22 protein-coding genes and 1 other RNA gene are annotated in these 25982 nt (G+C 62.4%); 6 read left to right on the top strand and 17 right to left on the bottom strand.

Going from position 1 to position 25982, the window contains the following annotated elements; translation table 11 throughout:
- Window positions 1–74 precede the first annotated feature (74 nt).
- Window positions 75–148, bottom strand: a non-coding RNA gene (locus tag BR41_RS23410) — sX9 sRNA.
- Between the two features lie 74 nt (window positions 149–222).
- On the opposite strand from BR41_RS23410, the gene BR41_RS01085 reads away from it, so the two are divergent.
- The 3 genes from BR41_RS01085 (at window position 223) to dgoD (ending at window position 3058) form a co-directional block, all read left to right on the top strand.
- Window positions 223–984, top strand: a complete 762-nt coding sequence (locus tag BR41_RS01085; protein WP_035051747.1) for an SDR family oxidoreductase — start codon at window positions 223–225, stop codon at window positions 982–984.
- A 311-nt stretch (window positions 985–1295) separates the two neighbouring features.
- Window positions 1296–1913 carry a 2-dehydro-3-deoxy-6-phosphogalactonate aldolase gene (locus BR41_RS01080; protein WP_035051745.1) on the top strand — a complete coding sequence of 206 codons (618 nt, stop codon included), beginning with the start codon at window positions 1296–1298 and terminating at the stop codon, window positions 1911–1913.
- Window positions 1910–3058 (top strand): galactonate dehydratase, encoded by a 1149-nt coding sequence (dgoD, locus tag BR41_RS01075; RefSeq protein ID WP_035051742.1) that lies wholly within the window; start codon window positions 1910–1912, stop codon window positions 3056–3058. Before BR41_RS01080 ends, dgoD begins: the two co-directional genes overlap by 4 nt.
- A gap of 36 nt (window positions 3059–3094) precedes the next feature.
- On the opposite strand, the gene BR41_RS01070 is transcribed toward dgoD, so the two are convergent.
- On the bottom strand, window positions 3095–3859 hold the full coding sequence (locus BR41_RS01070) for a substrate-binding periplasmic protein (RefSeq protein WP_156970498.1): 765 nt from the start codon (window positions 3857–3859) through the stop codon (window positions 3095–3097).
- Window positions 3860–4021: 162 nt separating this feature from the next.
- Here BR41_RS01070 and BR41_RS01065 point away from each other — a divergent pair, with 162 nt between their 5' ends.
- Complete coding sequence (locus BR41_RS01065; RefSeq protein ID WP_035052411.1) at window positions 4022–4261, top strand: type II toxin-antitoxin system Phd/YefM family antitoxin; 240 nt, start codon at window positions 4022–4024, stop codon at window positions 4259–4261.
- Window positions 4248–4640: a type II toxin-antitoxin system VapC family toxin gene (locus tag BR41_RS01060; RefSeq protein ID WP_035051738.1), complete on the top strand. Its 393-nt coding sequence runs from the start codon at window positions 4248–4250 to the stop codon at window positions 4638–4640. Before BR41_RS01065 ends, BR41_RS01060 begins: the two co-directional genes overlap by 14 nt.
- 3 nt (window positions 4641–4643) lie before the next feature.
- Here BR41_RS01060 and BR41_RS01055 read toward each other — a convergent pair whose 3' ends face one another.
- From BR41_RS01055 to BR41_RS00985, 15 genes are all read right to left on the bottom strand, one after another.
- Window positions 4644–6068, bottom strand: a complete 1425-nt coding sequence (locus tag BR41_RS01055; RefSeq protein ID WP_035051736.1) for a hypothetical protein — start codon at window positions 6066–6068, stop codon at window positions 4644–4646.
- Entirely contained in the window at window positions 6065–7048 is a 984-nt protein-coding gene (locus tag BR41_RS01050) for a hypothetical protein (protein ID WP_051709708.1), read from the bottom strand. The genes BR41_RS01055 and BR41_RS01050 overlap by 4 nt, the downstream gene beginning before the upstream one ends.
- A 12-nt stretch (window positions 7049–7060) precedes the next feature.
- Window positions 7061–8416, bottom strand: a complete 1356-nt coding sequence (locus BR41_RS01045; protein ID WP_211251625.1) for a hypothetical protein — start codon at window positions 8414–8416, stop codon at window positions 7061–7063.
- Between the two features lie 15 nt (window positions 8417–8431).
- Window positions 8432–9802, bottom strand: a complete 1371-nt coding sequence (locus BR41_RS01040; protein ID WP_211251624.1) for a hypothetical protein — start codon at window positions 9800–9802, stop codon at window positions 8432–8434.
- 323 nt (window positions 9803–10125) lie between these two features.
- Window positions 10126–11178: a hypothetical protein gene (locus tag BR41_RS01035; RefSeq protein WP_035051730.1), complete on the bottom strand. Its 1053-nt coding sequence runs from the start codon at window positions 11176–11178 to the stop codon at window positions 10126–10128.
- Between the two features lie 169 nt (window positions 11179–11347).
- Complete coding sequence (locus BR41_RS22530) at window positions 11348–13354, bottom strand: hypothetical protein (RefSeq protein ID WP_051709706.1); 2007 nt, start codon at window positions 13352–13354, stop codon at window positions 11348–11350.
- Between the two features lie 102 nt (window positions 13355–13456).
- Window positions 13457–14998: a S8 family peptidase gene (locus BR41_RS01025; RefSeq protein WP_245615774.1), complete on the bottom strand. Its 1542-nt coding sequence runs from the start codon at window positions 14996–14998 to the stop codon at window positions 13457–13459.
- Window positions 14991–15932 carry a hypothetical protein gene (locus BR41_RS01020; RefSeq protein WP_084186748.1) on the bottom strand — a complete coding sequence of 314 codons (942 nt, stop codon included), beginning with the start codon at window positions 15930–15932 and terminating at the stop codon, window positions 14991–14993. Before BR41_RS01020 ends, BR41_RS01025 begins: the two co-directional genes overlap by 8 nt.
- On the bottom strand, window positions 15925–16362 hold the full coding sequence (locus BR41_RS01015; protein WP_035051729.1) for a hypothetical protein: 438 nt from the start codon (window positions 16360–16362) through the stop codon (window positions 15925–15927). The genes BR41_RS01020 and BR41_RS01015 overlap by 8 nt, the downstream gene beginning before the upstream one ends.
- A complete protein-coding gene (locus tag BR41_RS01010) occupies window positions 16362–17480 on the bottom strand; it encodes a hypothetical protein (RefSeq protein ID WP_156970497.1) in 1119 nt (372 codons plus the stop codon). The genes BR41_RS01015 and BR41_RS01010 overlap by 1 nt, the downstream gene beginning before the upstream one ends.
- A gap of 21 nt (window positions 17481–17501) precedes the next feature.
- Window positions 17502–21533, bottom strand: a complete 4032-nt coding sequence (locus BR41_RS01005; protein ID WP_169741226.1) for a papain-like cysteine protease family protein — start codon at window positions 21531–21533, stop codon at window positions 17502–17504.
- Window positions 21534–21578: 45 nt separating this feature from the next.
- Window positions 21579–21842 (bottom strand): hypothetical protein, encoded by a 264-nt coding sequence (locus tag BR41_RS01000; RefSeq protein WP_035051723.1) that lies wholly within the window; start codon window positions 21840–21842, stop codon window positions 21579–21581.
- A 347-nt stretch (window positions 21843–22189) separates the two neighbouring features.
- On the bottom strand, window positions 22190–22393 hold the full coding sequence (locus BR41_RS00995; protein ID WP_035051720.1) for a hypothetical protein: 204 nt from the start codon (window positions 22391–22393) through the stop codon (window positions 22190–22192).
- A 425-nt stretch (window positions 22394–22818) separates the two neighbouring features.
- Entirely contained in the window at window positions 22819–23799 is a 981-nt protein-coding gene (locus BR41_RS00990) for an AfsR/SARP family transcriptional regulator (RefSeq protein ID WP_156970496.1), read from the bottom strand.
- A 438-nt stretch (window positions 23800–24237) separates the two neighbouring features.
- A complete protein-coding gene (locus BR41_RS00985; protein ID WP_035051718.1) occupies window positions 24238–25155 on the bottom strand; it encodes a LysR family transcriptional regulator in 918 nt (305 codons plus the stop codon).
- A gap of 363 nt (window positions 25156–25518) precedes the next feature.
- On the opposite strand from BR41_RS00985, the gene BR41_RS00980 reads away from it, so the two are divergent.
- A complete protein-coding gene (locus BR41_RS00980; RefSeq protein WP_035051715.1) occupies window positions 25519–25800 on the top strand; it encodes a hypothetical protein in 282 nt (93 codons plus the stop codon).
- Window positions 25801–25982: the final 182 nt, after the last annotated feature.

Genomic DNA, 25982 nt, shown 5'->3' with positions numbered 1-25982 from the left:
CACCAACGGGCTGACCGTATTGGCAACCGGCCAGACGCTCAGCCGACGTTTTCACTTCACCGTGCATCAGACGTTGTTTTCAGCATCGGCGAGCAGCCGTCAGCGTGGGGAGGACAGCACGCAGGAACCGGAATGTACTGAGGTACATGAGGATTCCGAGTACTGCCCTACTCGCGATCACGGTTGCGCAGCCATGCTGAAAACAGCGGCTCAGGAGCAAGCATGAGACTGGCCAATAAAGTCGCCCTCATTACCGGGGCCGCACAAGGCATCGGTGCCGCCACCGCCAAGCTGTTCGCCGCGCAAGGCGCGAAAGTCGCGATCAACGTCCGCCGCCGCGATGCCCGCGCCGAAGCACTGCGGGATGAAATCGGTGTGGATAACGTGCTGATCGTCGAAGCCGATATCGCCGACCGCGCCGCCGTACAGCAGATGGTCGACCAGACCATCGACCGCTTCGGCAAGCTGGATGTGCTGGTGAACAACGCCGGCATCAACGTCTTCAATGACCCGCTATTGCTCACCGACGATGAATGGGAACGCTGCTTCGCCGTCGACCTGAAAGACGCATGGCATTGCTGCCAAGCCGTGCTGCCCAGCATGCTGGCGAATGGCGCTGGCAGCATCGTCAACATCGCGTCGGTACACGGCCACAAGATCATCCCGAACGCCTTTCCCTACCCGGTCGCCAAGCATGGCCTGATCGGACTGACACGCGCACTTGGTATTCAATACGCCGCCCAAGGCCTCCGCGTGAATTCGATTTCGCCCGGCCTGATTCTCACGCCGCTGGCAGAGGATTGGCTGGCGACGCTCACCGCAGAAGAAAAGCAGCGCCAAATGGATCTATTGCCCTGCAAACGCATCGGCGAACCGGAGGAAGTGGCTTATACCGCCCTGTTTCTGGCGAGCGATGAGGCAAGGTTTATCAATGCGACGGACATCCTGATTGATGGGGGACGCTCGCAGCTGTACCACGAGTAAGGAACAGCTCACAAAACCCTTCTGGCGTTGTTGCGCGGTCTTGTCGTACCCGTTTGTACTGCCTGCGACCGCGCGCCTAGCCAGAACCGCTGCGCTGGATTTTGTGAACTGTTCCAGCTGCCGGAATTTGCAGCGCTGCTTCCACGCCACTGTTCGGTTTTAGTCCCCTCGCCCATTTATGGGAGAGGGTTAGGGAGAGGGTGTCGAAAAGAACATTGCCCTTAAATACTGCCCTCTCCCCCGGCCCCTCTCCCATAAATGGGCGAAGGGAGAAATACACCGCCCCACTCAACCCAGGCAAAGGCTAGCAAATGAAATGGCCCACCCAACTCCCCCTGATCGCCATCCTGCGCGGCATCACGCCGGATGAAGTCGTCCCGCATCTTCGCGCCTTGATCGATGCCGGTTTCGACGCGATCGAAATCCCGCTCAATTCGCCAGACTGGGAAAAGAGCATCGCGCTGGCGGTGCACGAATTCGGCAAGAAAGCGCTGATCGGCGCGGGGACAGTACTCGATCCAGTTCAGGTCGAAGTGCTTGCAGCGCTGGGCAGCAAGCTGGTCGTCACACCCAATACCGACCCAGATGTGATCCACCGCGCAGTCGAACTCGGCCAGACCACTTGCATCGGCTGCATGACCGCCAGCGAAGCCTTCGCCGCGATCAAGGCCGGTGCGCAGGCGATCAAGATATTTCCCGGTGGCGTGCTCGGCCCGGCGTATATCCGCGCCCTCAAGGCGGTCCTGCCGTCAGAGCTGCCTGTGTTCGCCGTCGGCGGCATTACGCCGGCCAATCTGCACGAGTACCTTGCTGCCGGCTGCATCGGCGCAGGGCTTGGCAATGATCTCTACAAGGCCGGGCAACCGGTCGAACGTACCCGTCAACAAGCACAAGCCTTTGTACAGGCCTACAGGGAAGCCACCCGATGAAAATCACCAAGCTCACCACCTGGCGCGTACCGCCGCGCTGGCTGTTCCTCAAGATTGAAACCGACGAAGGCATCGTCGGCTGGGGCGAACCGGTGCTGGAAGGCCGCGCCAGCACGGTCGAAGCCGCCGTGCATGAAATGAGCGATTACCTGATCGGCCAAGACCCACGCCGTATCAACGACTTGTGGCAAGTGCTGTACCGCGCCGGTTTCTATCGTGGCGGCGGCATCCTGATGAGCGCCATTGCCGGCATCGATCAAGCATTGTGGGATATCAAGGGCAAGACGCTAGGCGTGCCGGTGTATGAACTGCTGGGCGGCTTGGTGCGGGACAAAGTGAAGACCTACAGCTGGGTTGGTGGCGACCGGCCGGCCGATATCATTCGCGATATCCAGGCTCGGGTGGACGTCGGCTTCGACACCTTCAAGATGAATGGCTGCGAAGAAATGGCCATCATTGACAACAGCCGCGCCGTCGATGCGGCCGTCGCCAAGGTGGCGGAAATCCGCAGTGCCTTCGGCAACAAAATCGAGTTCGGCCTCGATTTTCATGGTCGTGTTTCCGCGCCGATGGCGAAAGTGCTGATTAAGGAGCTGGAACCCTACCGCCCCCTCTTCATCGAGGAACCGGTGCTGGCCGAGCAAGCCGAGTACTACCCCAAGCTCGCCGCGCAAACGCATATCCCGATCGCAGCTGGCGAGCGCATGTATTCCCGTTTTGAATTCAAGCGAGTGCTGGAAGCCGGGGGACTCGCGATCCTGCAACCCGATCTATCTCACGCCGGCGGCATTACCGAATGCCTGAAGATCGCCGCAATGGCCGAAGCCTACGACGTCGCCCTCGCCCCGCACTGCCCGCTCGGCCCGATTGCGCTGGCGTCCTGCCTGCACGTGGATTTCGTCAGTTGGAATGCCTTCATCCAGGAGCAAAGCATGGGCATCCATTACAACAAGGGCGGCGAGGTATTGGACTACGTGAAGAACAAGGATGATTTCAAGCTGGAAGGCGGCTACATCAAGCCGTTCACCAAGCCGGGGTTAGGCGTGGAGATTGATGAAGAACTGGTGATCGAGCGCAGCAAACAGGCCATTGCCTGGAAGAATCCGCTATGGCGGCATAAGGATGGCAGCGTGGCGGAGTGGTGATCTAGCAAAACCCTGCTGGCGGCTTGAATTGCACGCTCAGGGCGAGACATCCGACTGTGACAAGCCATAGCGCTGGTAAATCGCAGCGATCTCGCCCCGCTCGCGCAATTTGAGCAAGGCCCGGCGCAATTGCGGCTCTAGCGCGGCGTTGCGCTTGTTCAGCACCAGTCGGAACGGCAACACCGGCCCTTCCAGGCCACTGTGGTAATCGCCGGTGGCGACATCGGCTTGGGCGTGCAACGCGCTCTGGACGGCTTCTCGCACGGCGCACAGCTCGTCGATACGGCCGGCGGCCAACATCCGCAAGCCACTGCCGATATCGTCGAGATCCTGAAAGCGGATCGTTGCATCCGGGATTTCAAACACTTTGCAAGTGCCGCGCAAACGTCCCATCCGCTTGCCGCCAAGCTCCTCAGAGGAATCCGGCGCCGGCGTGCGATAAGTCCAGACGCTCAGTTGCATCTGCCCGATCCGCACCAGGCGCAGGTAGTCGCGCAGCATGGGTTCACGGATAGGCGAGTCATCGATCACGGCCAGATCGGCCCGACCAGCCTGCAACTCGGCCAGTACACGGGCAAATGGCATGGTCTGGATGTCGAAATCCAGCTTGCTTTCCCGGGCCAAGGCGCTGACGATCTCGGTGTAGACACCCGGCTGTGGCTTGCCCGGCTCAAACGAGAATGGCTCGGCCAGTCCCAGCACGAAGCGTAGTTTTTCGGCGGCCATTGCCGGGGCTGCAGCGCACAGGCAGGCCAGTAGCAACACCGGCATTAACGGGTCGAGTATTCGTTTCAAAGGCATCTGATCCACCGATCTTTCCAAATCACCACGGTCTCTTCTGACTAACGCATAGCCAGCCGTTCTTGCTTACGCCCGCTCACGATAGCAGGGCACGCCGATTTACGTTCACAAAAAATCGCCCTAATATGTACATAATTTATGTACATATCGAAAGTGAATACCGTGCTTCAAATCAATGTGACTCAACTGCGCCAGCACCTGCCGCTGTATCTGGGCAAAGTGCAGGCGGGAGAAGAAGTGCAGATCACCATTCACGGCAAAGTCGTCGCCAGACTGATGCCGGAAGTGGATCACTCGGAAGCTGCGCTAGAGCGGCTGGCCGTCTTGCGCACAAAAGCCGTTGTTGGCGATTTGCTTGCTCCTATCGATGCGGGCTGGGGCAGCACCGATGATCATCTGTGATACCCATGCCTTGGTGTTCTGGGCACTGGCACCGGATCGGCTCACCCCCGTGGCCGCACAAACCATTGAGGTTGGCAAAGCGAATGGCACGCTGGGATGCGCCGACATCAGTCTGTGGGAAATCGCCATGCTGACCGAAAAAGGCCGTATCCAGCTGCCGATTCCGACTCAAGCATTCCTCGATGATCTGGTCGATGCGCTCAAGCTAAAGGTCTTGCCGATCTCACCCGCCGTTGCTGCCCTTGCACAAGGGGGCCAGTTCCCGCATGGCGACCCGGCCGATCGCTTGATCGGCGCGACGGCCATGACACTGGATGCCACGCTGGTCAGCGCGGATAGCCAGCTGGCCTTGGTGCCCGGCTTACGGGTGACTTGGTAATGCTCAATGCGCCCCCGTCACTGGCGCAGGCGTTGCTGATGGCGTAGGCGACGGGCTGGTCGGCGAGTGAGCGGGCGTTGCTGAGGGGCTACCCGTCGGGGTCGGGCCACCGGTTGACGCTGGGCTGCCGGTCGGCGGTGGTCCGCTCGTTGGCGCGGGGCCACCCGCTGGTGTCGGCGTCGGGCCCGTAGTCGCAGGACTTGGACGTGGCGCGCCTGCTGCCGGTGGTGGCGGCGTCGACGGCCGCGGCGCAGCGCTCGCATCGGTGAGCGTCTGCCGGCGCGCGGTATCAGACTGCACGTCCGAGGCATGCCGGGCCTGACGCTCGGTCGCCAACGCTGCGGCTTCCGCATCCGGGTTGATGGTATTGGCGCGGATGCGGTCAGCCTGTGCCTGTGCCGCCATGCGGTTGAGCGGCAGGTAATCGCTGCGGAAATTGATTTCCACTGACGAGCTCAGATCCAGATCGGTGTTCATCTCCTCGGTGCTCTGCGAGCGCTGCGTCGAGACATAGCCGATGGTGTTTTCCACCGAGGCGCTCGCCCCCCACGGCCCGACGCCGAAGCTGCCGCTGGCCGACACCTTGTTCTGGAAATTGAAACTGTTGCTGCTATCGTTCTGCGCTGCGCTGCGCGTATCGATGTGGAAGTGCATGGCGGCGTTGATCTTGCCGCTATCCACCACGATGCGCTGCATGCCCATCATCACCATCGTGGAGAGCATCTGCTGCCGTTGCCGCGCCATCTGGCGGCGGGCCAGCGGCACCAGTTGTTCCGGATTACCAGCGTCGATGGTGTCGGTCGGCTCCATGCCGAATACGGTCCGCAGCGCCTCCTGATCCGGCATGCGCCCCCCGTCGCGCAAATTCAGTTCGGGCGGATTGTCCGGGTCGGTGGAATCGGCGTTGTCGATCTGGAATGCATCCGGGAAGTGATCCGCCAGCCAATGCCGCGCCCCGTCGTTACTGAACTGGGTACCGGAAAAACCATCCAGCGAGGCGGAGACGTTGTTCAGCAGTTGCACATACATCTGCATCTGCTGCGAGGTGGAATCGAGCATGGCGCGGAAGACGCCATTGATGAGGTCGGTGACGAAGCGCGGAAACGACACCGCGTTCAGCACGCTTTGCGTGGTCGATGCCAAACGATCGGTCGCCGCGCCGAAGCCCGGCGCGTCTTGCGCACGTGCCAGCGGTTGGGGCGGCTTGCGGGGTTGCTGCGCCTCGATATGTTCACTCGCCCGGCGTTCTTCATCGATCAGTTGCGCCGCCGTTTGCGACACCCGCACCATCGCATGCGCCAGTTCACGGCGTTTGTCCGCCGCCATGTCCTGATAGCTTTTCGTACTCTGCAAATGATCGCGCACCGCCTGACGCAGCCACCCCGGCGGCGTTGCAGCGATGCCGGCCGGCTGCAGCGGCGCGTTCATACGCCGATGCTTCCCACCATCGACGGCACGGCCGGCACTGCGGGCGGGGGCGCGGTGCTCGTCGTGACCGTGGTCTGGGCGCTGCCGACCTGAGTATCACCGGGCACTTGCACCAGCCAGGTCGCCGCCGCATTGATCACCGCCTGAGACCGCGCATCGTGCGGATCGAGCGTGTAGTTGTTGGTGTGGGCGGCCTGGGCCAACCAGGTCAGGATCAGCTGGCCTGCCTGCCCGCGTTCGACATGGGCATGGATTTGCGAGGCATCCAGCCCGCGCTGATTCGCCACCAGGGCCACCAGCGCCCACATGCCGCGCACGTTGAAGGCAGTCTGCACTTCCGGCGCTTTCAGGACTTCCACCCCGTCGCGGATGTTCTGTATCAATTCACCGGCGGCGTAGGTCGCCATGCCGGCCAGCCGCCCCGCCAGAAAATCCGCCACCGCCTGCGCCGCTTGCGATACGCCAATCCCCGCCAGCCCGACGCCAATCTGCCCATAGCCATGCGGCTGCCAGATGGGGGGCTGCCATGCGTTCATCGTGCTGGCCATTTGCGTGCACAGGGCCTGCATCAATGATGTAAACGCCGGCTCCTCGAATACGTGGGCGAACAGTGTTTGCCGCTCGGTCGGGCCAAGCCGCTGGTGGCGGGTGCGCCAGAAGCCGAGCAATTTCTGGCCGACATTGCCGAGCGACTGGTTGATGGTGCCGCCGGTGAACAAGCCGGTAATCAGCTCCACGGCCGGCAAAAGCTGAGCCGATTCGAGTTCACGCGCCAGATACAACGGTCCGGCGGCTTCCAGCGAGGCGATCTGCTGCGGGTCAGAGACATCAGGTGGTAAATCCACCGGGTCGAGCGCATCCAGCGCCTGAGCACCGGCCGGCGCGGGCCGCAAGCCAAGCCGCCACTGCGCGAAGCCGAGGGCGCGATGCAGCCGTGCGGCAATGCGGTCGTCGTGGTCGGGGTGCATCTGCGTGCCCATAGCGACCCGCCTTCAATGCGCGGCAGCCGGTTGCGGTGCCGGGGCGGCTGCAGCTGGCGCAGCGGCAGGTGCCGCACCCGGCCTGTGCGCGTTCGGGTTGTTCGGATCGTACGGCGTGGCATTGCCCTGGATCGACGCGATCATCTGCGGCGTCGCCATCTTTTCCATCGGCAGATAGTCGGATTTGAAATTCACCCGCACCTCGCCGGTCAGGTTGGCTTTCACTTCCGCCTTCGATTCGGATGTTTCGTCCACCGACGACTGCACCGTCGTCACGTGGTCCTGCACATTCTGGTTGGCGGTCGCTGCACCGAAGAAGCCCCAACCGCCACCGGCCACACTGGTATTGACGTTGCGGCTGGCATTGCGGTCATACAACGATGCCCGCGCCTGCCGTTGCGCCTGATCGCTCGCCTTCAGGTCGAAGATCACCTTGGCGTGGATCATGCCGTCAGTCACGACGATGCGGTTGATGCCCAGCATCACCATCGATGCCAGCAACTGCTGCCGGCTCTTGGCGATCTGCACCTGTGCCGCCTGCACCAGCATCCCTTCCTGCTCCGGGTCGGATAGATCATCCACCGGCTTGCTCATGCCGAACTCGGTGCTCAGCGTCTTGAGGAAGGTCGACGGATCGTCACCGCTGGCGGTCAGGCGTGGCGTGGCAGGCTGGCCATTGCTGCCGCCGCTATCGGCCGACGAGGTATCCAGCCCGAGCTGATCCGGATATTTCTGCATCAGCCAATCCCGCGCATTGTTTTGCGAAATATTGTCGCGGGCAAAATCGGCCACCGATTGCGACACGCTCGCCAGTAACTTGCCGTAGGCCTCCATCTGCTTGATGGACGAATTGACGATGGCCTCGAACACGTTATGGATCAACCCGGCCACGAACAGCGGGAAGTCCACCTTCTGCACCAGCTCGCCGAACTGCTGTACACCCTGCTGCACCGCACCGGCCTGGAAATCCTTGCCGGCAAAGTTGCCGACTTCCTTGGATGCGGCAGCCTTGGCATCGTCCACCGCATCCTGTTGGCGGGCCAGCACACCGGGCTGCTCGACCACGTTCTGGCCCGGCGTCAGCTCGCGCTTGGCGAGGCCATCCGGGTTCGCCATATAGGCGGCGACATTGACCATCTGCCGGGCGATATCGCGCTTCTTTTCATCGGCCAGCGCCTGAAAACCCGGCGAGGCTTCCAGCAACTTGCGCACCTGTGGCCGCACGACAGCGAGCGTGTCGTCATCCAGCCACGCCGGCCGGTGGTCAGGCAGGTGCTCGCTCCTCCTCCCCTTCGGATCAGACGGGGGATCAGAGGGGGGACCGAATGGGGGATCAGACCGCCCATAACCGGGCGTGGCGCTGTGCATGATGCCGTTCCTCCGTCAGTGCGCAGCCGGGGCGGCCGGTGTAGCGGCAGGCGCGGGTACGGGTGCTGGTGCGGCAGCCGGGGTTGCTGCGGGCGCAGGCGCGCGCGTACCGGCAGTCGTTTTCGCCATGCCCGGCTGGGCGTTCATCTGGATGGCGGCAATCGCGGCCGGGTCGGCCATCTTGTCCAGCGGCAGGTAATCGCTCTTGAAATTGACTTCCACCACGCCGGACAGCGATGCCTTGGTGCTCAGGTCGGCATTGATATCGGTCTGCGAGGCGCTGGCGAGCTTGAGCACCGGCTGCGAGGTGGTGTTGTAGGTGCCCTTCGAGTAATAGCTCGCATCGCGATTGCTCTGTTGCGACGAGCCATCGCTGCCGGACGAACTGGAGCTTTGCGCGCCCTGGGTATTGCTTTCCATGTTGCCACTGCTGGTGGTGCTGTACTGGTCGCCGTAATCGAAGCGCTGCGCGCTCTGGCGGAACTTCATGTTGTCCTGCGCCTTGAAGTCATACATGACCTTGGCGGAGATCTTGCCGTCGGTCACCACGATGCGGTTGATGCCCATCATCACCATCGTTGCCAGCAATTGCTGGCGGCTGGTGGCCAGTTGTGTACGGGCGGCCGGCACCAGCTTTTGCTCGACGGTGTCGTCGTCCAGACTGCGCAGCGGGCCGCCATCGATGGGCATCTGATTGACGCGGCTCAGCGCGCTTTGCTCGTCCACGCCATCGCGCAGGGTGCAACGCGGCCCCGGTGGCGGACCACCGGAATCGCTGCCGAAGCCGCCGCCGAAGTCGTTGTTGACGGTGATCTGGAACAGATCGGGATACTGATCGACCAGATGATCACGCCCCTGATTGTCCGACACGTTGTCATCGCGGAACTGGTTCAGGCTCTTGGAGACATCCGCCACCAGCTTGGCGTAGGCCTCCATCTGCTGGATCGACGAGGTGACGATGGAGTGGAACACGCCATTGATGAGGCCAGACACGAACTCGGGGAAGTTGATCGCGTTCAGCAACGCGCCAGCCACCGCCGCCCCTTCACGTGCGCCCTGCGCCACGAATTTGCCGTCGCTGTTGGTATTGCTGCTATCGGTTTGCATCGAGACATTCTCGGCCAGCGCACGCACCGCCGGGGCGGTCTGGCTTGGGGCGAGGCGTTGCCCTTCCGGCTCGGCCAGATAGCTGCTGATTTTCACCAGATCATGCGCCAGCTGCCGTTGCGTGCCGTGATCGAGCCTGCCGTAGGCCGGGCTGCGCTCCAGCAGTTGGCGCACGCTGATGCGGGCCTGATCCTGCGTTTCCTGGCTGACGGCGACGGCCTGCGCCCGGGCTGGTGCGGGTGGCGCGGGATAGCGGGAGGCGGCGGTATTCATGGTCATGATGTGTTTCCTTGCGCGATGCGGGGCATTACTCAAGCAAAAACCGAAATTTCAAAACCCAAACCTCGAACCACAGAGGGCACAGAGAACACAGATGAAAACCAAGCGGCCAGCAAGAAGGTTTCTGTAGGAGCGAGCTTGCTCGCGATTGCATCGTGAATTGATGCGCGCCCATCGCGAGCAAGCTCGCTCCTACAGAAAACCTCGTTTTTCATCCGCTCTCTGCGCACGCTCCTTGTTCTTACGTGTGATTTGAGGTTGGTTTTCTCTGTGAACCTCTGTGCCCTCTGTGGTTCAGGATTTGCGGTTTTGCCGTTGCCCGCTCAAGCCATCTGCCGGCTTTCCTCAATCTGCCCGCCAATCTCGAACTCCAGCGGCCGCACATACAAACTGATCCGCGCCGAAGTCCGCGGCGTGACGCGGATGCTGAGCACCGAGAAATTCCCTTCCGTGCCCGCCTCATCCACCCCGAACGCATCCAGCCAGCGCTCCAGCGCCCCCAGTTGGCGTGGCCGTTCCGCCAAACCAAGTCGCACCAGATCGAGAAAACCATCCGGCACGTCCGGTAGCGCTGCAAGCAGGATTTCCAGTTTCAGCTCGACCCCTTCGTGCGTCTCGCGCAGGCCAAGCAGCACCGTGCCATGTGGCAATTCAAAGCGGCCGCCCAGCGCCAGCCCGACCACGCGCATCAGGCCTGGCAACTGGTGGCCGATGCCCAGCTGGTTCATCAGCGGGCTGAGATCAGTCAGCGACAACGGCCCCCGGTGCAGAAAGGTCACGCGCTGGCTGCCGGCCTCGCGCTTGCAACCAATCGAGGTAAAGATCGGCATCAGGCTGGGCATGATCGCGCAGGCCAAACGCGTGATCCGCGCCGTACCTTGCGACAGCGCATCGATTTGCGACGGCAGCAGCTCGTAGTAAATCTTGGCGGCGTAGAGGCCGTCCTCATCGAAGGCGCTGCCGAACCACGCGCCGTAGTTCATCCAGCTCAGGCCATTCATGCCGCGCCATTCTTCGCTGCGGGTATCGAACCAGCGCAAGGCATCGCGCCCGAAGACGCCGTTGATCAGCCGCCGCATTTCGCGGGTGGCTTCGTCGCGGCGCGATGACGGCGACGCGTGCGGCCCCAGCGGTTCAATGGTGAAACGCAGCGCGTTCGGCTCTTGCTCCGAGAACGACGGCTCGAACGGCACTGCGCCGGGCGTGAGCGCGTTGTTGCCGTAGGACGAATCGTCGTCCGGCAGCGCGAAGGTGCGCTTCACCATGTCGCCCACGAAATTGAGCGGATTGCTCACGTGCAAATGGCGCGCGGCATTGGTGATGGAGCGCTCGACATGACGCGCCATTGGCTGTCGGGTGTTGTAGAGGTCTGGCATGGCTGAGTCTCCTGTGAGCCGCCGATCCTGCTTTTCTCCCCTCGCCCATTTTTGGGAAAGGGGCTGGGGGTGAGGGTGGCTGGTTGATCAACCGCCCCCTCTCCCTAACCCTCTCCCCCTAAAGGGGGCGAGGGGACTAAGAGCCTGTTCACGGTCTCGTTGCGGCCCTCTACGCCCCAATACTGATCCCCACCGAATCGAGCACATCCTGCGCGACCGATGGCAAGGCAATCGGCTTCGAGGTGGTATTCGGCGCTTCGGTCGGCTGCGAGTACTCGTCGATGCGCGCCTCCTGGATGCCGCCCACGGCCAGCCATTGCTCGCAAGCGTTGACGAGATCCCAATCGGTCGGGTCCACCGTCGCCTTGCCGCCGCCGAGGCTGCGTAGCTGCGGGCTGCGCAGCACGTCGATGGCGATCACGTCGTTCACATAGCTGGACGACAGATTGCGGGCGTTCTTGGCCAGCCAGCGGATGATCACCGCGCCGGACTGGGCCTGCGTGCGGTAACGCACGCTGTTGCGCGGGCCGCCCAGGTAGCTGGCAGAGACTTGCTCGACCACCTGCCACATATCGCGGGCGCCGAACGAGCCCTTGATGTCCTGATCCGACAGCACACCGATGAACTCGCGGATGGTCGATTGCAGCTCGGTGGCGGCGAAGTAGGCGATGCCGTAGCCGTGCAAGGACAGATTGGCGGCCAGATCGCGGCCGGCCTTGCGTACCTGTTCCTGACTGACCATGCCGGGCGCCTGGCTGCGCAGCATGTTGTCGACGGTGAACTGACGCACATAGGACGACACGGCCGAGACGAAACGCAGCCACAGCTCGTTGAACTCGCGATTGGGCATATTGGTGTTCGGATCGCCGCCGGGCGCACCGAAGGCCCGCATATACAGATCGCGCCGCTCGCTCTCGTTCATCCGCTCGCTGGAACGCTTCAGGTAGCTGTAGAGGTAATCGCCCGCGCCGCCCTTGCCGATCGGCAGCATGCCGGTACGGAACAGATCGACCAGTTTCTCCACCGTCTGGAACAGCCGCAGCTCTTCGAGCATGTAGGAGAAATACAGCGCCTGCACCGCATGCAGATTGGATTCGACGATCTCGACGTCCGACTGGGCTTCCAGATCGGGCAAATCGATTTCGATCGCCGACGGCGGCGCGCCCTGGTCCATGCCGGAGACGTTCTCCAGCGCCACCCGCACGCGATCCGGCAACTGGCGGTCGTTGGCGGTCATGCCATCGGCGGCGATCTGCCGCACCACCGCCCCCAGTTGCTTGGCGCTGAGCGCAATCACTGCTTTGAGCATATCGGCAGTGATATTGGCGTTGTGCAACGCATCCGTCGCGGCCGGATCGACCAGCTTGAGCGCGATCTGGCTATCCAGCGTCACCGGCACGCTGTTGAGCACCAGCAGCTCGAACACCCGCTGGAACAAGGCCCGATTGGCGCGATACTCCCCCTGTGCCACCGAAACCTGCTGCACGAAGCGCGGGTTGGCCGGGTCAAGGAAGTTGTCCATCTCCATCAGGCCTGCAATCGCGACCAGTTCCAGCTCGGCCGCGGCCACGGCGATATCGGGGCCGTTTTGCACCCGGATCATTTCGCCGTTCCAGTTCGGATGCTCGCGATACCAGCGCGGCTGCGAAGTCGGCAGTACGCCATGCACCATCTTGGCTTCGTTCTCGCCTTCGGCTTGCGAACCGGCATGCCCGTCCACAATGGCGAGGAAGAACGGATCGACCGAGGTATTGCTGCCCAGCAGCAACCGCTTTTCCGTCAATTCGTCGGATTCATCGCTGCCCAACCCGCCCTTGCGGTGGGTGGCAATGTTCTCCAGCAGCTGCCGCCGCTCGCGCAAACGCGCCCTGGCGAGAAATTCCGACTGGCTCAGATCGACGAACAACAACACTTGTTTGGGTGCTTCCATGATTCCATTCCCTCCACCGCTTTGGGTTTCCATATTGCTGTTACTGCGATCCGCCGGGCTTGCCGGCGGCGGTTTCCCGCCGGGCGGGGCGTTCGGTTGGCTGCTGCCGGGTGTGGCACTGGCTGCAGCGGCTGGCGCGCTGGGCACCTGTTCCGCTGGAGGCGCTGGCCCGGCGGAGGGTGGATCGGCATTGGCCGGCGTGTTCTCTGCCGCGTCTGCGCCCGGTTTCTTTTTGGGGTTGGTCATGACGAACCTCCGGCGATATCAGCAGGTACAGCGGCGTGATTGGTGGCGCAAACCCCGGCCGACGGCGTCGTCCGGGCTACGGGGTTGCGGATGGCACGGCAATCAAACATTGGGCCGCCCTCCTTTCTCATCCGGCGTTGGCGACGCGACGTCTTCCCACGTCACATCGTCCTCATCCAGCAGCGTATCGAGCTGGTCATCGAGCAAACGCAACGCAGCCAGCGCATCGAGCACGCCATTGCCGGCCCCATCGGTGGTAGTCGCGAAGGGACGGGTCGAGCGGATGAGGACATCGCGGGCGGTAGCCGGGTCGAGCGGCAAGGCGCGGCGAGCGGCGCGGGCCACCAGTAACGCGGCCGTCGCCGTGACAAAGGGCGCGGCAAAGCTGGTGCCGGTGGCCCATTGGTAGACCGGTGCACTGTCTTGACTGCCGCCAACCGCGTTGCCGCTCTCCACGACCACGATCCCGCTGGTCTCGATCCGCTCCCCCGGTGCGCATAGCGCCACGTGCTCGCCACGGGTGGAGAAGTGGCTCAACCGGCCATCGGCATCGACGGCACCGACAGCGATCACACCGGGGTGTGCGGCCGGGAAAAAGCGCTCCGTCGCGCCGGAATTACCGCTGGCCGCCACCAGGATGCAGCCGCGTGCCAAGCCGTAATTGACCACTTCGGTATGCGGCGGCGGGTCGTGTTCACCCAGCATCGATTCCGGCGTGCCAAAACTCATGTTGATCACCTTGGCGCCCAGATCGATCAGCCGTTTCATGCCGCGATCGATATCGGCAATCGAGCCGATACCGACCGGTTTGTGGTTCTTGCCAACGGCCGTGCCCAGCACGCGCACGGGTAGCAAGGTGCTCTGCCCGGCCAACCCCGGCGGCATGCTGTCGCCCAATGCGCCGATGATGCCGGCGCAGCCGGTGCCGTGGCCGACATCATCGTCCGGCTCGTTGTCCGGGTGATGCGGGCCGATCAGGCGCAAATCGCCGCCAACGGCGCTGGCATCGAGCGCAACGGCATCGAAGCCGCGCCGCAGCTTGCCGGCCAGTTCGCGATGTTGCTGGGCCACGCCGGTATCGAGCAGCCCGACAATGACGCCCTCATCGCCCGGCTCGTAGCCGAGCGCTTCCGCAGTGCGGATCATGCGGCGCGTGCTCCAGCCGGCATCGTCACGCAGGGTGTCTGGTGCGGCTTGCGGCACTTCCAGCGACAGCGTGCAGAGATAGTTGGGCGAGACGTCTTCCACGCTGGCGAGCTGGCGCAGCGCATCGACCAGCGCCTCGAATCCGTCATCCGATTGCAATTCCAGCCGCAACACCCGCGCTACACCGCTCAGCATTTCGAGATCGTCGTAAGCCCGTGCGGGCATCGGCACACGCAGGTGGGAGCCGGCATAACGCGCGGCACTGTGCAGCCGGCAGGTGCGCGCCCCGCCGCAATGGTGGCGGATCAGCCGGTCGACCACGCCGCCATCGATGGTGTCGGCAAAGCTGGTCATGCGGCGCAGGCAGTCAGAGAACGTCGGCAGATGATCCGGCACTTCGCCCAGCGGCAGCCGCAGCAACAGGCGGCGACGCATCCGCCCGCCAAAGTGCGGGCCGCCTTCGGGCATCGGGTCAAAAGGCACGTAGTCGCTAAACATGGCGAGCCCCCTGTGACGGGGATTGCGGGCGACTTTGTGCCGAGGGCTGAATGATCGGCGGCGGGACCGGCGGCGGCAACTGCGCCGTGCAGCGTGCGCCGTCATCAAAGGTCAGCTCCGCTTCGCAGCCCAGTTGCATGGCATGCGGCGAGATCAGCAATTCGCTGTCGCTGGCGGCCAGCACGGGCACATTGCCGCCTGCGGCTTGCACCTGCGGCGGCCGCCCGCCCCGCAGCAAATTGAGGCCACGCAAACGCAACAGCGGCGAATTCGGCGGCACGGATTGCGGGTTAAGGTTGGCAGAGACCATTGGACCCACCGAGGAACCCATCAATGAACCATTGAGTTGGCCATTGCCAGGCGCCATCGCCGCATCCCCGCTCGGCGCATTGAGGTGTGGTTCGACATGCATGACCTGCGGCGCGGCGGCGCGCATCAATGCGGCTTGCAGGCGATTGACCGGCACGCGCGTGATGCGGGCGATCACGTCATCGCCGGCGCGGCTGCGCAAATCATTGAGCTGCGACATCGTCTGCACGCCCATGCGCTCCAGCCGGCGTTGCTCATCGGCATTGATGCTGTCGCCCAGCCCGTCCTTGAGACTGACATCGAAGTGCTTTTGCTGCGCGGCGAAATCGACCGAGTTCTCTTCGATCATCGGCTTGGTGATGGTGGTGAGGCTGAATTTGACGGTGCTGGCATCGGTATCACCGGGTGCTGCCGGGCGGAAATAGATGTCGTCATCGACGATCTGCACATAGGCCTTCAGATCGAGCGTCAATTCCTTGACCGCGAAGGTGAGCGGCAACTTGCCGACCCGCGCCTTGAGCGCCATCGACGCCTGCGCCTTGTCGAGCTGATCGGTCAGCGACTGGATGAAGACATCGAACGGCACGCCTTGTTGCTGCAACAGTGGAGGGATGGCATTACTCATGGCCGGGCCTCCTTGCTGGAGCGAACGTTGTTACTCCCCCCTTTGTGAAGGGGGGTGGGGGGGATTTCGACACAGTGCCAAGTTCAGATGCAGTGGCAACTTGAGAAGGCGCAGAAATCCCCCCTCCCCCCCCTTCGAGGAAGGGGGGAATGCCCAAGCTGGGTGTTGAATCCTCATCTTCCCCATCCACCCGCTCCCACCGCGCATGCATCCGCCCCAGCGGCAAATCAAAGCCCCCCGGATCGAGCGTGCGCGGCACGTCGGCGCACAGCAGGCATTGGCCATCGGCAAACACGTTCTGGAATTGCATCGGCAAGGTCAGCTCGACGCTATCGAGCAACAGCGGCACGCCAGCGTCGCGAGCCAGGTTGAGTTCCGACTGCAGCGCGTTGTGCATTTCCAGCAGCACGGCGGAGAGTTCGCGGATCATCAGGCTGGCCTCCCTTCATGTACTGCGGCGGGGGCCGGGGCGGTCGGTGTTGCGACCGGCGCAGCGGCCGGTGGCAATGCGGCTTGTGGTGCTGGCGCGGCGGCTGGGGCAGGCGCATTCAAACCCCGGTTGGCGGTTTCCGCCACGCGGGAATTGCGTTGCAGCAGCGCGATCTTGGCTTGATCCATCAGGCGGTCGAGCGGCAAGGTTTCGCTGACGAAATTGATCTTCACTTCGCCCAGCAGATCGGTCTTGATCGATGAATCGTTCTGCGCGTTCACACCCAGGGTGGACACCATCGTGCTGGCGCCGCCGCTATAAGACAGGCTGCCCCGCTCGCCCCAATTGGCGACGCCTTGCGGGTCGTTGCTGGTGGCGTAGGACACCTTGGCGGAATCCTCCGCACTGGCGCGGAACATCACCTTGGCCGAAATCGAACCATCCTTGACCGCCACGCGGTTCATGCCGAGCAGCACCATCGTTGCCAGCAGTTGTTGGCGATCCGCACCGGTGCGGCTGCGCACGATAGGCAGCAACTGGTTCTCCAACAGCTCAGTAGTGAGTTCGTTCCCTTCGAGATCGAAGTCCGCTAGCCACGCCGGGGACAAGCCTTCTCGCGCCGGAGCCAGTTGCGGGCCGATGGCCGGGTCGCTGGACAGCACCAGATGCACGTCGCCGGGATAGTGGCTGGTGAGCCAGTCCCGCGCCTGATTGAGCGTGACGTTTTCCTCGGTGAACTGGTCGACGGTCTTGGCGACCGCCGACACCAGGCCGGAGAAGCTTTCCATCTGCCGGATCGAGGCATCGACGATGGCATCGAAAGTGCCATGCACCAGACCGGCCACAAAGCCGGGGAAATCGATCTCGTTGACCATTGCGCCAGTGCGGTGGGCGATGGTTTCCGTGGCCGGCTGCTTGGGCGAGGTGGTGGTGGCTGGCGTCGGTGCCGGCGCGGGTACGGGTGCTGCGGGGCTCGGCGTTGGCGCAGCTGCGCTGTTACTGCCGTCGCTCTGGCTGCCGCCCAGACGCTGGGACAGCATGTCGACGGCGTTCAAGGCTTGCGCAGTCGCCGCTCCACCCTGGGTGGGTGGTGGCGGCGGGACGAGGCGCGGGTTCATGATTCGGGCCGCTCAAGCTGGCTATTTCAGCCAGGAACCGTGGCGTTCGAACGTGCCGTTGCCATACAGCTTGAGCTGCGTGACGGCAGTCGCCGCGCCATCCGGCAGGTTGCTGAAGCGGTAGGTGATGGTCACGTTCAGCGCGGCATAGCGCGGGGCTTGCGGCGGATAGGTCAGCGTGTCGTCGTCGATGGCGGCTTCCACCTGCAGCTGGTACGGCAGGCTGTCGGCCTGATCGGTGCGCACGACCGTGACATTGCCGAGCGCGCTGCCGTTGTGCTGCCAGCGCACTGCCAATTTGATCGGCACCGGGCCATCGGACAGGCGCGGCCAATCGTCGAGCGGGACTTCGGCGTGATCCGGCGCGGCGGAGGTGACACTCGGCTGGCCGGCTGGCGATTTGAAGCCCTGCAACTGCTCCAGCCGCCAGGACAAGTTGCCAACGCTGCCGGTCACCGCACTCATGGTCGTGCCGGGCACGTGGGACGGCGAAATCGTCGTTTCAGCATCCGTGCCGCTCACCGTCAAGCCCGCTGCCGTCAAACCGTTGACCCGCGCCCCGCCATGCTGGGGCGATTGTGGCGTTTGCTGGGGACGAGCGGGACGGGTGCGCTGATGCCGGGTCTTGTCCAGCGTATTGGCCTGATTGGCCGATAGCGTGAGCGCGAACGGTGCCACCGTGGCCGGCGTGCGACCGCCCAAACCGTTGGCATGGAGCAATTGCGCGCTGAGCGTGCTGCCTTCGGTACTGACGCGGCCTTCGTAGTACTGCACGAATTGCTGCCACGACATCTTCACCCGCTGGCCAGAGCCGGGATCGGGGTTATGGATGTAGACGGTGGTATCGGAACCATCATCCGCCCCGCCGCTTTCGATCCCGACCACCACGACCACGTGCCCGCCTTGTGGAAATTGCGAATCGACCCACAGCGGGCCGCTGCTGGCGAGCAATTGCCGGAAACCATCCAGCGTGTAGCTTTGCGGCGGCTCGGGAATCAGGTTCCACACATCCGCCAGCGGTTGCCGGTCACGCGGCCACAGGCCGTTGCGGTAGGCATCGATGGCCGGCACCTTGGCGGCAATATCCTGATCACTGATCGAAATCCGGTCACGCCAGCCCACCACCATCGAAGCCGAAGCCGCCCAGCACGACATACCACTGGTCTGCGCCGTGTACGGCACATCGCTCCAGAACACCGAGAACGGCGTGCCCAGCGCCGAGACCAGCCCGAATGGTGCGGCCGTCGCTTGCTGGCGGCCCTGCGTGCCGTCGGCGTGCAGGATCTGGGGTTGCATCACGCCACCTGTGCTGGTGGCACGGCCTTCATAACGGGTGATGAAGTCAAGCCAACGCATGCGCTGGCGACCCGCCGAGCCGGGCCACGGATCATAGATCAGCACATTGGTATCGGAGCCATCCGCCGCGCCATCGCTTTCCATCCCGATGACCAGCAGGATGTGACCGCCGCCGGAGCGGGTGCGGGTGGCGACCCACAGCGGGCCGCTGTTGGCGAGCAACTGCCGGAAGCCATCGAGCGTGTACGACTGTGGCGGCTCGGCCACCAGATTCCACACATCCGCCAGCACATGCCGATCCTGTGGCCACAGGCCATTGAGGTAGGCATCCACCACCGGCACCTTGGCAGCAATGTCCTGATCGCTGATGCAGGTGCTGTCGCGCCAACCGACGATCATGGCCGCCGCCGCCGCCCAGCACGAGCCAGTGCTGCTTTGCTGCTGGAACGGCACATCGCCCCAATACACACGGAACGAGCTGTCATCCAATGCTCTGGCCGGGTGGCGAATGCGCCGACGGTAGGGGCTGGGTTGGATGGGATCGGTGGTAGCAAGCGCCAGTGCGAACGACGAATCGCTGGCGACCAGATGGCCGACATAGCTCAGCACGCTATGCGTGAGCTGGACGATATCGCCCGGCGTGCTGACATCCGGCGCTTCGGTGGTGAGGGCCACGCCGGCACGGGCATAAGCTTCCAGCACCAGTTGCGAGCAATAGAACGAACCGGCGTTTTCCGGCGCAACCGACAGCCGCTGGCCGATCCATTCGCCAATGCGGGTAATCGGGTTCCAGATGCGGTAACCGGCATAGGCTGCGCCGGCGTAGTTGTAGGGCAAGCCGACCTGGCTGCGGGCATAGCTGACGACGGCTTGGCGATGCATATCGTCCAGATTCGGATAGCGGAAGGCCACGGCGAGGATGGCATCGCTGATCGCATCGGCCAGCGGATGCTCGATCACGCCCTGCCCGACTGCTTCGACCACCTTGCCGTCACCGATATAAAGCATGGCGTGGCTAACCGCCGAGATGCTGCCGCCACGGATCAGGTACGACGTGGCGTGGTCGGTGGTGGACACGATGATGTCGCCGGCCTGCAGCGCGGCTACGCCGATCGACTGGCCGCCCGCGCCGGGATCAAGCGGAATGCTTTGCGCACGAGCCGTTGCCAGCCCAAGCGTGGTGGTGCGGCCTTCGATCCAGGCGATCTTGGCTTCAGTCAGGCGCGTGCCTTGGTTTTCGGTATCGGATAGGCCGCTGACGTGCACGCCAACGAGGTGGATTTGCGGCTGGCCGCCGTTGTCGGTGATGTAGTACACCGGCGCGCCACTGGCCCCGGCCAGCGTCTGGATATCGTAGGAAAAGGTGTTGTCCTGCACGGTCTGGATGCGGCCGGAATGCAGGTGCTGCTTGTTTTCGTTGATCAGGTTGTTGATCTGCGGCACGCGGCGCGATTGCGATGAATAGCCGCAAACGATGATCGGGCTGGGCTGCGAGGTGAGCAGCTCTTCCATCAAATCGAACCAACGACCGTTCGGCGCGGCCTGCGGCGTGTTGTCCAGCACGGCGATATCGAAATCGTGGTTGGCGGTGTTGCGGCTGGCCGGAATGCGGAAACTGCTGGCGGCAACGGTATAGCGACCGAAGGGCTCGGCGGTGTCGTTGCGGCCGGGCACGACGATCAGATTGGTTTCGCCCTCGACCACGTGCGCGGCGGTCAGCAAGCGATTGCGGCCAACATAGAACGCCGTGCCGACATGCTCATCCCCCCCGCCCGCCGTCGGCCGGCGAATCTGGCAGATGGCGTGTTGCGGGTAGACGGTGGTGTCGGTGACGCCGAAGAACCAGGACAAGCTATCGCGCAGGAAACCGAGCTGATCCCACAATGTTGGCTGGTTGGACGGCACGATCAGATCAAGCGGCCGGGCGGTGGGCTTGCCGTTATAGGCAAGGCTTTGCGCGTGAGCCGGCCCAGGTGCGGACGAACTTGCCGTTGGCGCAGCCGGGGCCGAAGCGGTCGGGGCCGGGGCTGGCGCTTGCTGGGTTGGTGACTGTTGCGGTGCTTGCTGCGGTGCTTGTTGCCAGAGCCGATGATCGAAGCCATCGTCGTAGTGCGCGTCGGGCGCGGACGGTGTGGTACGAGACGCGGCGCTGCTCGCCGTATGGCCGTTGACCGCGGAGCTGCCGTTGACTGCGCCATTGGCGGGGCTCTGCGCAGCCCGGCCATCTGCCGCTGCACGACGTGTATCGGGGCTCGCCGTTGTGGGGACATTGCCGCCTTGGGCACCACCCCGATCACCGCCCCAAGCCAGACTGGAATCTTCACCGCGTGCTGCGCCGTAACTCGACGACACGTCGGTCGGGCTCGATGTCAAACGCCGCAGGCCACGGCCAGTCAGCCCGGCGATATTGATGAACGGACTACCGGTGGTGGGGGCCTGTACCGAGGTCGGCTCGGCGCGATTGCCTTCCGCATAGGTCGCCAAACCGAAGTAAAGCCGCTTGTTCCCCACGAAATGCGTGAGCACATCGGGCGGAATCAGATAGACCGCCTCGCCACGGCGGGCGCGCATCGCACCGGCGGCCCGGCTGGAATAGAAATTGTTGCGACCGCGCTTGGCACGGTTTTCGGGCTTGAACAGCTCCGGGTCGCTGGCGACCGCTACCTCGAACAGAGGATTGGGCCCGGTGCGGACGGTGAAGCCGACGATGGAGAAACGGTCATCAACCGTTTCCCGGTTTGCGCGAATCAGTGCCATGCCAATCTCCTGCTGGGCAACAGTCATTCATTCAATGACTTGCGATCACTCCACCTGCTCGCCCGGCGGCAGCGAAAGGCTGTCTTCCACCCCTTCCCACCAGCGGTCCTGCGGCGCGATGCCGACTTCCTCAAGAAAGGGCTGCATGAAGGCCGACATACCTTCCAGCGTGCGGAAAAACATGCGCTGATTGGAACGCACATGCTCGACAACGCCACGCCATTCACCGGCGGCATTTTCGATTTCGCGCTCCTCGCACCAGATCCGCACGATGAACACCGCCGTTTGGTCTTGCAGACGCTTTGCCATCCCGAGCTCGCTTGCCGGGTTACCTGTGCCGACAGGCACCCCACTTTCAGTCTTTGTCTGACGGAAGTATGTGCGGGCACTGTCACAGTCTGCTCACATCACGATCACCACAACATCACACATATGTAAGTTTTCAGATAGAAAATGGCAGCCATCACTGTCGAATCACGTATGCATTCGACAGTTACTGAGAATGTGGGCGAGAAGTGACGGGGGAAGTAGCCCGGATACTGTTGCGGCCGAGGGTGGCCGTGTATGGAATACAGCGAGCGAGCAACAAAAAAGGCCGAACGAGTCGGCCTTTTTTGCGAGGAAGTGCGTTGGTGAAGCGGCGTGATGCCGTTTCCTTAGCGGTTCGGCACCACGGCGCTGCCGATGAACTGGACCAGGCCTTCCGACGAATTTTGGGTCGTGGTGGCTTTGACCGAGTTGGCCGTTGCAGCGTGTTGGCCGTTTTGCAGCTGGAAGTTTTCACCCAGCGCACCGGCTTGAGCTGCGCCCATGGCGCCCAGGAAACCAACGGTAGCGATAACAGTAGCAAGCTTTTTCATGATGATGATCCTTTCTGTCTTGTGGTCAGAGCGCGTGATGCCGAGATGAGAGGCGGTTGGCCGTTGACTTGGCATCACGTGAAGGATGTCGTTCGGTTGTGTTGCAATGCGACATCGATGGACGTACTTTAGCCACACACGCTTCGCAAAAAAATAATCAATTTGTAGATTATTTGATTCTTATTTATTGATAATTACAACGATGTTTCCGCGTTGGCCTTGGGGGAATGTGAGGTGTGAGGTGTGAGGTGTGAGGTGTGAGGTGTGAGGTGTGAGGTGTGAGGTGTGAGGTGTGAGGTGTGAGGTGTGGCAAAGGGTGACACCACCGCTGCCTCTGTAGGAGCGAGCTTGCTCGCGATTGCATCGTGTCATCCACCATTGCCATCGCGAGCAAGCTCGCTCCTACAACAGGGCATGGTTGGCACCTAGAAAGGCGCGCTTCCGGCCTTCTTCTCCAGCAACAGCAAACTCTGCGCAATCCTGCCTTCTGCCACGCGCAGCGATTCGCGTACCTGCACCAGCTGTTGCTGCAGCTGCGCACGCAGCACGAGCGGGTCGTCGGTTGGAAACGCATCCGAGGCGGGTTCCACGTCCGTGGAGGGCGGAACCGCAGCAGGCGGCGCTGGCTTGACGGCAGCGTTGGCTGTTTCATCAGCGATGCGGCGATACAGCTGGATCGTTTCCGCCATCGGCGGGATTGCCAGCTCGTGCCGCAGCAAGTCACGACAAGCTTCGAACTGGCGCAAAGCCAGCGCACGCTGGCCGTTCTGCATATACAGCCGCATCAGATCGCGGTGTACATCCTCGCGCAGCGGATCGGCATCGAGAATACGGTGGGCATAGCGGATACCGCAGGCGTATTCGGTGCGGACGGTGGCGTATTCGACCAGCCGGCCAAGCGCATCAAGGTACAACCGCCGCATCCGCTCGCGCTCGCGCAAGGCCCAGTCTTCCTGATAATTGGCCAGCACGTCGGCGCGGTAGAGTTCAAGCGCATCGTTCAGTTCAGCGATCTCGGCCACATCCAGCTTGTGGATCGGTTTGTTGAGCAGGCGGCCGAGCTGGCTTTCGAAGATGTCGATATCCACCCAGCACGGCCCGTCGAAATTGAAGCCGACATCGCCGCGCGAGTTGGACTTGATCACCGACCCCGCCAGCATCGGCGCAGGTTCCACCAGTTTGCGCAAACGCCACAGGGCCGTATTCAGGCTACCGCTGGCATCTCCGGCACGCTCGCTCCAGAGCTGCGCCGCCAGCACACTGCGCGCGACCAGTTTGCCGCGTGCGAGCACCAGCAAGGCGAGCAGTGCCCCCAAGGAATACGGCAACTTGACCTGCCGCTCTGCCAGCGGCCGGCCCAGGCTTGCGGCCAGATGGCCAAACAACATCAGGCGTAGCGTGTCCACTTCTGCCCTCTTTTGCTGCCGCTGGTCGTGCCAGCATGGCTGCGTAATCTGCGCTTGCACAGTCCCACGCCCTAACCCGCCAATAGCGCGAACCAGCAACCGTGCCGCCCGGGCATGCCGCCGGGCGCCGATTTTGAGGATTGCATTCTGGGATGCTTTGTTGCGATGCGAAACGAGAAGCTGACGTACGGAATCATGCCATTGGCAGCCGTGTGTTCAGGATCACATTTGCTTGTTGAAAGGCGGCGATGCGGTTCATGGTGCAGTCAACATCGCCGGATTGAATCCGCCTTGGCGCCTGTCTACGATCTTTTCATGTATCGAGCCCCCTTCGCGGGAGGGGGAACACCCTGGCAGTGTCGTAGGGCGCAATCCCCGAAGGGCATTGCGCCGCATCTGTTCAGTGAATCGACTTCTCAGAAGATCGTGAACAGATTCCTAACAGCAGCCGCCGGTATTGCCCCACGGCGGCGTTTCGCCAAAGTGTTCGACCAGCAGATCGATGAAGGCCCGTGTTTTAGCCGGTAGATAGCTGCGATTCGGGTAAACGGCATACACCCAGACTTCAGGACGCGGAAAGTCCTGCAAGATTGGCACCAGTTCACCACTTTTCAGATATTGCTGGGTGAGGATCAGCGGCTGAATCGTCAGCCCCAAGCCTGCCAGCGCGGCCTTTGCGGCCATTTCGCCGTTGTTCACCCGCAGCTTGGGCTGGATGTTCACGGTAATGGCGCCATCCGGCCCGGTGAAACTCCAGGCCGTACCGTTGTTGGAATAGGCATAAGTAATGCAGGAGTGATCGACCAGATCGTCCGGCGTCTGCGGCGTGCCGTTGCGCTCCAGGTATTCGGGCGACGCCACCATCACGAAGCGGATCGGGCTGAGCCGCCGCGCCACCAGCGACGGGTTGGGATCAGCCGAGATACGGATGCCCAGATCGATGCCTTCGTCGACCAGATCGATCACCCGATCCGACAATTGCAGATCAACCTTCATTTCCGGATAGCGGGCGTAATAGTCGGCGAGCACCGGGCAGAGGTAGTTCACCGCAAAGGTGACTGGCACGCTGACCTTGAGCGTGCCACGCGGCTTGATGGTGGACTGGCCGACCGCGTGTTCCAGCTCGTCCAGATCTGCCAGCACATGCTGGCAACGCTCGAAATACACCCCGCCCGGCCCGGTGAGACTGAGCGCACGCGTGGTGCGGTTCAACAGCCGGATGCCCAGTTTGCTTTCCAGATGCTTGATGTGTTTGCTGACCATGGCAGTGGACATGCCAAGCCGATCCGCCGCACCGACAAAACTGCCGTTGGTCACGACCTGATTGAAAACCCGCATGCTGAGTAAGCTATCCATTCCGTTCATCCATCCATGTTTCGTTCTTTCGAAGTCGTCGCTGATCGGCACTGCGTCGGCGCGGCGACGGTACTGACACGTTGACGTCACTACACCATCTTTCCAACTGCCAACAAATAATTACAAACATAGAAAATAATAGCAAAGTCAATAGTCAACAACCACATTATTATCAATATCAAGGAATTAAATCATCTACATATCCACCATTTATCAACCAAACGAATGCCAATAAAGTACGTCCATCGATGTCGCATTGCAACACAACCGAACGACATCCTTCACGTGATGCCAAGTCAACGGCCAACCGCCTCTCATCTCGGCATCACGCGCTCTGACCACAAGACAGAAAGGATCATCATCATGAAAAAGCTTGCTACTGTTATCGCTACCGTTGGTTTCCTGGGCGCCATGGGCGCAGCTCAAGCCGGTGCGCTGGGTGAAAACTTCCAGCTGCAAAACGGCCAACACGCTGCAACGGCCAACTCGGTCAAAGCCACCACGACCCAAAATTCGTCGGAAGGCCTGGTCCAGTTCATCGGCAGCGCGATCGTGCCGACGCAATCGAGCGCCAACGTCACTCCACAGGCCCAAACTGAAAGCCTGGTTCGCTTTGCCAACGCCGCGGTGCCGCACGATCTCTGATCCTGCTGCTTCGCTGCAACAAAAAGGCCGACTCGATCGGCCTTTTTTTATTGTTTGCGCCCCGCTCTCGCCCTGTCTGCTCTAAAATACAAAGGCATATAAGAAAACATTAATGTACAGAACACATTTAGCGGGCGAGCTCATTCCATGGTGGACTTCAAGACAATTGCTTTAGCAGCTTC

The sequence above is a fragment of the Andreprevotia chitinilytica DSM 18519 genome (assembly GCF_000711875.1).
Taxonomy (GTDB): domain Bacteria; phylum Pseudomonadota; class Gammaproteobacteria; order Burkholderiales; family Chitinibacteraceae; genus Andreprevotia; species Andreprevotia chitinilytica.
Note: the sequence above shows the minus strand (reverse complement) of the source record. Positions and strands in the feature narration are given on the sequence as shown.

Bases quoted from the DNA above. Each gene is read 5' to 3' on its own strand.
- BR41_RS01085 (WP_035051747.1), top strand. From the start codon at position 223: ATGAGACTGGCCAATAAAGTCGCCCTCATTACCGGGGCCGCACAAGGC.
- BR41_RS01080 (WP_035051745.1), top strand. From the start codon at position 1,296: ATGAAATGGCCCACCCAACTCCCCCTGATCGCCATCCTGCGCGGCATC.
- dgoD (WP_035051742.1), top strand. From the start codon at position 1,910: ATGAAAATCACCAAGCTCACCACCTGGCGCGTACCGCCGCGCTGGCTG.
- BR41_RS01070 (WP_156970498.1), bottom strand. From the start codon at position 3,859: ATGCCTTTGAAACGAATACTCGACCCGTTAATGCCGGTGTTGCTACTG.
- BR41_RS01060 (WP_035051738.1), top strand. From the start codon at position 4,248: ATGATCATCTGTGATACCCATGCCTTGGTGTTCTGGGCACTGGCACCG.
- BR41_RS01055 (WP_035051736.1), bottom strand. From the start codon at position 6,068: ATGAACGCGCCGCTGCAGCCGGCCGGCATCGCTGCAACGCCGCCGGGG.
- BR41_RS01050 (WP_051709708.1), bottom strand. From the start codon at position 7,048: ATGGGCACGCAGATGCACCCCGACCACGACGACCGCATTGCCGCACGG.
- BR41_RS01045 (WP_211251625.1), bottom strand. From the start codon at position 8,416: ATGCACAGCGCCACGCCCGGTTATGGGCGGTCTGATCCCCCATTCGGT.
- BR41_RS01040 (WP_211251624.1), bottom strand. From the start codon at position 9,802: ATGACCATGAATACCGCCGCCTCCCGCTATCCCGCGCCACCCGCACCA.
- BR41_RS01035 (WP_035051730.1), bottom strand. From the start codon at position 11,178: ATGCCAGACCTCTACAACACCCGACAGCCAATGGCGCGTCATGTCGAG.
- BR41_RS22530 (WP_051709706.1), bottom strand. From the start codon at position 13,354: ATGACCAACCCCAAAAAGAAACCGGGCGCAGACGCGGCAGAGAACACG.
- BR41_RS01025 (WP_245615774.1), bottom strand. From the start codon at position 14,998: ATGTTTAGCGACTACGTGCCTTTTGACCCGATGCCCGAAGGCGGCCCG.
- BR41_RS01020 (WP_084186748.1), bottom strand. From the start codon at position 15,932: ATGAGTAATGCCATCCCTCCACTGTTGCAGCAACAAGGCGTGCCGTTC.
- BR41_RS01015 (WP_035051729.1), bottom strand. From the start codon at position 16,362: ATGATCCGCGAACTCTCCGCCGTGCTGCTGGAAATGCACAACGCGCTG.
- BR41_RS01010 (WP_156970497.1), bottom strand. From the start codon at position 17,480: ATGAACCCGCGCCTCGTCCCGCCGCCACCACCCACCCAGGGTGGAGCG.
- BR41_RS01005 (WP_169741226.1), bottom strand. From the start codon at position 21,533: ATGGCACTGATTCGCGCAAACCGGGAAACGGTTGATGACCGTTTCTCC.
- BR41_RS01000 (WP_035051723.1), bottom strand. From the start codon at position 21,842: ATGGCAAAGCGTCTGCAAGACCAAACGGCGGTGTTCATCGTGCGGATC.
- BR41_RS00995 (WP_035051720.1), bottom strand. From the start codon at position 22,393: ATGAAAAAGCTTGCTACTGTTATCGCTACCGTTGGTTTCCTGGGCGCC.
- BR41_RS00985 (WP_035051718.1), bottom strand. From the start codon at position 25,155: ATGGATAGCTTACTCAGCATGCGGGTTTTCAATCAGGTCGTGACCAAC.
- BR41_RS00980 (WP_035051715.1), top strand. From the start codon at position 25,519: ATGAAAAAGCTTGCTACTGTTATCGCTACCGTTGGTTTCCTGGGCGCC.